General features: G+C 64.0%; 6 protein-coding genes and 1 tRNA gene. 2 read left to right on the forward strand and 5 right to left on the reverse strand.

Features of this window, described 5'->3' with window-relative positions; translation table 11 throughout:
- Positions 1-3 precede the first annotated feature (3 nt).
- The 5 genes from B2W55_RS08015 to cpdR all read right to left on the reverse strand — a co-directional run bounded on the left by B2W55_RS08015 (position 4) and on the right by cpdR (position 4161).
- A complete protein-coding gene (locus tag B2W55_RS08015) occupies positions 4-747 on the reverse strand; it encodes an SDR family NAD(P)-dependent oxidoreductase (protein WP_024584823.1) in 744 nt (247 codons plus the stop codon).
- A 65-nt stretch (positions 748-812) separates the two neighbouring features.
- Complete coding sequence (locus B2W55_RS08020) at positions 813-2009, reverse strand: CaiB/BaiF CoA transferase family protein (RefSeq protein ID WP_024584822.1); 1197 nt, start codon at positions 2007-2009, stop codon at positions 813-815.
- 120 nt (positions 2010-2129) lie between these two features.
- A complete protein-coding gene (locus B2W55_RS08025; RefSeq protein WP_024584821.1) occupies positions 2130-3002 on the reverse strand; it encodes an AraC family transcriptional regulator in 873 nt (290 codons plus the stop codon).
- 645 nt (positions 3003-3647) lie between these two features.
- A tRNA-Val gene (locus B2W55_RS08030) sits at positions 3648-3722 on the reverse strand.
- A gap of 79 nt (positions 3723-3801) precedes the next feature.
- Entirely contained in the window at positions 3802-4161 is a 360-nt protein-coding gene (gene cpdR / locus B2W55_RS08035; RefSeq protein WP_016843340.1) for a cell cycle two-component system response regulator CpdR, read from the reverse strand.
- 304 nt (positions 4162-4465) lie between these two features.
- Between cpdR and B2W55_RS08040 the strand changes: the two genes are divergently transcribed.
- Positions 4466-5353, forward strand: coding sequence for an N-formylglutamate amidohydrolase (locus B2W55_RS08040; RefSeq protein WP_024584820.1), 888 nt, complete (start codon positions 4466-4468; stop codon positions 5351-5353).
- 568 nt (positions 5354-5921) lie between these two features.
- Positions 5922-6237, forward strand: a 316-nt coding sequence (locus tag B2W55_RS08045; protein ID WP_291532208.1) for an inositol monophosphatase family protein, incomplete at its 3' end; no start/stop codon positions are given.

Here is a 6237-nt window from a genome sequence, read left to right on the forward strand (position 1 = left end):
GCGTCACCACTTCTCGACCGAGGGACGCAGATCGAGCTCGTGGCTCCAGCCGTCGCGGCTTTGCTGGTGCAGGAACCAATAGGCCTCGGCGATCGAGGACGTCCGCGTCAGCGAATCCGGCGGGATCTCGGAAGCCTCGACGCCGGTGGCGGCCCTCATCCGCTGGTGGATCGCCGGGCTGTCGACACCGGCGTCGATCAGGAGATGGGCGACATGGATGTTCTTCGGCCCGAGCTCGCGCGCCATCGCCTGGGCGACCGCGCGCAGGCCGAACTTGGCGGACGCGAATGCCGCGAAGCCGCTGCCGCCGCGTACGCTCGCGGTCGCGCCGGTGAACAGCATGGTGCCGCGGCCACGCCGCAGCATGTGCCGCGTCGCTTCGCGCCCGACCAGGAAGCCGGCGAGGCAGGCGAGCTCCCAGGCCTTGAAGAACAGCTTTTCGCTGGTCTCGTGCAGCTCCTTCTTGACGTTCGAGCCGGCATTGAACAGGCAGACCTCGATCGGCCCGATCTCGCGCTCGACCCGCTCGCACAGCTCCTGCACCTCAGCCTCGCGCCGCGCATCGACGGCGAAGGCGTGCACCTTGCCGCCGGCGCGCGTCAGATCCTCCACGAGTTCGCTCGATTTCGCGGGATCGCGCCGCGCGATGCAGACGGAGTAGCCGCCGGCGGCGAACCGCCGCGCCACCGCGGCGCCGATCGCATCGCCGGCGCCAACCAATAAGGCAGTCTTGTTGTTCTCGGACATAGGTTGTCTCCCACCGACGGCGGTACTTCAGGTCAGGACTGGCGAACGTCGCGCGGCGCGGCTGCTCAGACCGCGCGCACGGCCTTCTGCGCGATCATCTCTTCGATCGCGGCATCGGCGTAGCCAAGATCGCGCAGCACTTCTCTCGTGTGCTGGCCGATGCGCGGGGCCGGACCGCCGATCGCGGCCGCATCGACCTCGAAACGCGCCGCGGGCTTCGGCTGCCGCACGGTGCCGACGCCGGGCTGCTCCAGCTCGGCGATCAGGCCGCGGGCGACGACCTGCTCATTGGCGATGATCTCGCCACGCCGCAGGATCGGCGCGCACGGCACGTCGGCCGCATCGAGCCGCGCCAGCCATTCGGCGGTGGTGTGCTGGCGGATATAGTCCTGCATCCTGTTGATGCGCGCGGTCGCATTGACCGAACGCGAGGCGGGCGTCGCGAACCGCTCATCCCTGGCGAGTTCCGGATCGCCGGTCGCCTTGCAGAAGCCCTGCCATTCGGAATCCGAGATCGTGCCGCAGGTCAGGTAGCCGTCCGAGGTCTGGAACACGAGATCGGGACGGTCGTTCGGATCGGCCGTCGCCTGCTCGCGGCCGACCACGGTGTATTGCATCATGCCTTCCGGCCACAGATAGGCGATCATCGCATCGAGCATCGCCACCTGGATATGCTGGCCGCGGCCGGACTTCTCGCGGGCATACAGCGCCGCCGTGATCGCCTGCGCGGCATAGACCGCCGTGGTCTTGTCGGCGACGATGGTGCGGATCATCTGCGGCCGGTTGGTCACCGGCTGCGCCTGGATATCGCAGAAACCTGACAGCGCCTGCACGATCGGATCGTACACCCGCTTCTTGGCGTAAGGCCCGTCCTCGCCGACCCCGCTGATCGAGACATAGATCAACCGCGGATTCTTCCTGCGCACCTCGTCCGGGCCGAGCCCGAGCCGCTCCATCGTGCCGGGCCGGAAATTCTGCACCAGCACGTCGGACTGCTGCACCAGCTTGCCCAGCACGTCCCGCCCGGCATCGGTCTTCATGTCGATCGAGAGCGAGCGCTTGCCGCGGTTCGACGAGATGAACAGCGCCGAGAATTCGCCGGTCTTGTCGACATTGGCGCGGCTGCGTCGGGTGATGTCGCCGCCGATCGGCTCGACCTTCAGCACATCGGCGCCCTGGTCGGCCAGGAACATGGTCGCGAACGGGCCCGAGACCACGCCGGTCAGATCGAGTACGCGAACTCCCGCCAATGGTCCTGACATGCCTTGCTTCCTTCTCCAGTTCGCGAACGCGATCAAACCTTGTGCGCATCGCCGGCTTACGACGGAGCAACGGCTCGCGCTTGCGGGAAACCGCCGCGACTTGCAAAAAAGCGTCGAAACTCAGGCCCGGCGCTGCTGCCGGAACAGCGACGGGCTGATGCCGGTGGCCTGCCGGAACGTCGATGAGAAATGCTGGGCGTGGCTGAAGCCCGATGCCAGCGCGATGCTGGTCACGCTCTCGTCGGTCTCGCTCAGGCTGCGCTTGGCCGCTTCGATGCGCAGGCCGAGCACATAGCGATGCGGGCTGGTGCCCGTGCTTTCCTGGAAGGCGCGCAGGAAATGCCGCTGGCTGAGGCCGGCAACATCCGACAGCGCCGACAGCGAAATCGTCTCACCGAGATTCGCCCGGACGAACTCCTCGATCCTGCGCAGCTTCTGCGCCGGCAATCCGCCGCGGCTGACCGGCTTCGCTGGTTCGGCGCCGCGCGACAGCCGTGCCATATGGGCGAGCGCCTGGCTGGCCCAGCCCTCGGCGAACAGATCGAACAGATTGTCCGGCGTGGTGGCTTCCTGGCCCAGTTCGACCAGGCCGCGGGCAAGCTGGTCGTGGCGGAATGCGATCGCCGGCCGTTCGATCAGGCCATGGAGACGCCGCGCGACGAACTTCGGATCGAGGAAGACCACCGTATAGTCGAACGCCGGCTCGACCGACCATTCCCCTTCGATCTCCGTGCCGGCAGGAAACAGTGCGAGGCTGGCTGCGTCCGAGAACTGATATTCGACAGGCCGGCCGTCGATCCTGGCCCGCAAACGCGGACAGCCCTTGCCGAACCAGAACAGGGTCAGCTCGGGCTGGCAGAAGTGCCAGTTCATGCGCGGCCGCGAGGTGCGGCTGAGCAGCTCGACCCTGATCGGCCTCGACCGCGCGATGACGGAAGACACCAGCTCACCGCCGACCTGGCGGACAAACCGCTCCGGACGCGCTTCCTCCATGAGACATCTCCTCCGCGTTTGGCACGGATGGTAAGTTCCAAATCAGAATTGACGATCAGGAGGTGGAAATCCAGCCCTTTGTTGGCCGGTCGCGCAGATGTTAGGGCAGCGAGCAGCGGCGCGAGCCCGATCACGGCATATGCGACCTGAATGCAATCCACGGACATGCGCGTACGACGCGGGGCGCCGGTATTTTCGGGCACGGCGGCATATGAACGCCGTGACCTCGCAGGTCATGATGGCTCATCATGTGACGTACACGAGGGCGGCACGCTGCCCGACACGAACCGGCGGGAGACATGTCGAGCCACCGATTTGCCCGACGGACCTCAGCAGAAATGCGTCAAGCCACCATCGCATGTCGCGAGAATGCGAAGCTGCGTCCCAACTACGCTGTCACCCGCGCATGCCTGTGCGGGTGATGACACCGAACAAGCCGTTTGACAGGTTGAAGCTGAAATCGGCCGCCTCGCGACGACGAAGCGCGGCTTGCCGAGCCGAAGCTCGCGGCCAAAGGCCCGCCTACGCCCGTTGGGCTTCGGTCATCGTCCGTCCACGCTTTCACTTCGTTCAAGCTACGCCGGACACGCTTCGCTAGCGGTCTCCGGCGTGGCTGCGCCACGCGAAGCCCGTCAGGACGAAGCGTGGTGGGTGCGACAGGGATCGAACCTGTGACCCCTACCATGTCAAGGTAGTGCTCTCCCGCTGAGCTACGCACCCAAAGCCATGTTTGGATCGGGTCCCTATAACGGACACCGGCGGGGCAGGCAAGGATACAAAGTGAAGGTTTTTTGGCGAATCAGGCCGCCAGCAACTTGTTCACTTCGCTGACCAATTCCCTGAGGTGCACCGGCTTGGCCAGCACCTTGGCGTTTTTCGGCGCCTCCGAATCGGAATTCAGGGCCACCGCGGCGAAGCCGGTGATGAACATGATCTTGATATCGGGGTCGAGTTCCGAGGCCCGGCGCGCCAGTTCGATGCCGTCCATCTCGGGCATCACGATGTCGGTGAGCAGCATTTCGAACGGCTCCTCGCGCAGCCGCTGGTAGGCCGACATGCCATTGTCGTGCGGCGAGACCTTGAAGCCCGCGTTTTCGAGCGCCTTGACCAGGAAGCGGCGCATATCGGTGTCGTCTTCGGCGAGGAGGATTTTCGGCATGGCAGGAATCGTCGAATCCGGCTGGAGGATCGGTCCGAACAGTAAGCCCGACAGTCGGTAAATTTCGGGTGAAATTTATATCAAGCCAGCGGCAGCCGGCACCACCTATTTGTGGACCTGACCATGCGTCCGGGCCACCGGCTGCGGCATTTCCTGCGCTTAAGACGCGTTCCAGCCGAAACTGCTCTCTTTTCACTTGGCAGAATGATCGCGATTACCGACAATGCGTGCCCATAAATCTCCGCTTTTCCGGCAGAATCAGTTCTTGCGGGGCGAGGCGGACGCAAGGGACGGCGCCAAGGGAATGACCGAATTTGCTGGCGAATTGTCGCCCCCGTTCGAGATCGTTGAGCCGCAGACCTGGCGCGCGCCGATCATCTTCAATTCCCCGCATTCGGGCTCGGTCTATCCGGCCGAGTTCCTCGAAGCGTCGCGAATCGATGTGACCTCGCTGCGCCGCTCCGAAGATTCCTTCATGGACGAGTTGATCGCGGGCGTCAGCGGTCGCGGCTTTCCAATCGTCCGGGTCAACTTCCCGCGTTCCTATGTCGACGTGAACCGCGAGCCCTATGAGCTCGACCCGCGGATGTTCACCGGCCGGCTGCCGAGCTTTGCCAATACGCGTTCGATGCGGGTGGCCGGTGGCCTTGGCACCATCCCGCGCGTGGTCGGTGACGGCCAGGAGATCTATCGCGAGCGGCTCGACGTCGACGAGGCGCTGCGGCGGATCGAGGTGCTCTACAAGCCCTATCACCGCGCGCTGCGCCGGCTGATCAACAAGGCGCACCAGGCGTTCGGGACCGTGATCCTGGTCGACTGCCATTCGATGCCGTCGATCGGCGTGTCGCGCGACGAGCCGCGCCGGCCCGACATCGTGATCGGCGACCGCTACGGCACGAGCTGCGCACCGCTGCTGCCCGATCTGGTCGAGGAGATCATGGGTTCGCTCGGCTATTCGATCGGCCGCAACAAGCCCTATGCCGGCGGATTCATCACCGAGCATTACGGCAATCCGGCGAGCGGCCTGCACACCGTGCAGATCGAGCTCAACCGCGCGGTCTATATGGACGAGCGCCGTCGCGAGCGCGGGCCGCGCTTCGCCCAGGTCGCCGCCGACTTCGCGACGCTTGCGGACGCGCTGGCGAAGATTCCGTTCGGAGATCTTGGCCCGTTCCAGGCCGCCGCGGAGTAAGCAATTCTTTCTCGGCGCTGTGATGCCGATGAAGTCATGAACCAAGAATTCGAAGTTGGCGATGCGGTGCGCTCAAACTGGATTCGCAGTTCACTCGCGGGAATGACGACCCAAGAAAAAAGGGCCGCTTGAATGAACAAGCGGCCCAAGTCTAGGGAGGAAACGCCCAAGGAGGGCAGCGATAGCGCGAGGCGCTACCGCACCGCAACAATATGCGACCGCGCTGCACAAAACGCAAGAACTTTCGAAACATTTCCTGCGTATTTGTTAGTAGGCTGTCGAAATTGCCACAGGCCTACGGCCTCATTTTTTCCTGTTTAAAATCAGTAAATTACAGGAAAAACCCAGATCAGATGGCGGTTTGCGCATAGCTTGTATACCAGAACTCGCGACTTCGTGATCCGGTCCGGAGCCAGGGAGACTTTCGAATCCGAAGCCAATCGAAAGTCCGGAACCACGTCATCAGGCTGGGATAACACTTCGTTAATCGTGCGCGCCGCACCGGATTGAGCTAGGCAAGAGTGCATCCAATTTCTACCGCGCCGTTTGCGCAGTTCGGGGACATGCCGTGACGGTCATCGACTTTACCGCCTTCATCGGCCGCCTCGCGACCGCATCCGGTGAAACCATCCTTCCGTTCTTCCGGACCTCGCTCTCGATCGACAACAAGAGCTCGAACGATTTCGATCCGGTCACCGAGGCCGACCGGGCCGCAGAAGCGGTGATGCGCCGGCTGATCAAGTCGAACTTCCCCCAGCACGGCATCGTCGGCGAGGAATTCGGCAATGAGCGTGAGGATGCCGACTATGTCTGGGTGCTCGACCCGATCGACGGCACGAAGTCCTTCATCGCCGGCTTTCCGATCTGGGGCACGCTGATCGCGC

It is taken from the genome of Bradyrhizobium sp. UBA2491, from assembly GCF_002341725.1.
Classification (GTDB): domain Bacteria; phylum Pseudomonadota; class Alphaproteobacteria; order Rhizobiales; family Xanthobacteraceae; genus Bradyrhizobium.

Bases quoted from the DNA above. Each gene is read 5' to 3' on its own strand.
- B2W55_RS08015 (WP_024584823.1), bottom strand. From the start codon at position 747: ATGTCCGAGAACAACAAGACTGCCTTATTGGTTGGCGCCGGCGATGCG.
- B2W55_RS08040 (WP_024584820.1), top strand. From the start codon at position 4,466: ATGACCGAATTTGCTGGCGAATTGTCGCCCCCGTTCGAGATCGTTGAG.
- B2W55_RS08020 (WP_024584822.1), bottom strand. From the start codon at position 2,009: ATGTCAGGACCATTGGCGGGAGTTCGCGTACTCGATCTGACCGGCGTG.
- cpdR (WP_016843340.1), bottom strand. From the start codon at position 4,161: ATGCCGAAAATCCTCCTCGCCGAAGACGACACCGATATGCGCCGCTTC.
- B2W55_RS08025 (WP_024584821.1), bottom strand. From the start codon at position 3,002: ATGGAGGAAGCGCGTCCGGAGCGGTTTGTCCGCCAGGTCGGCGGTGAG.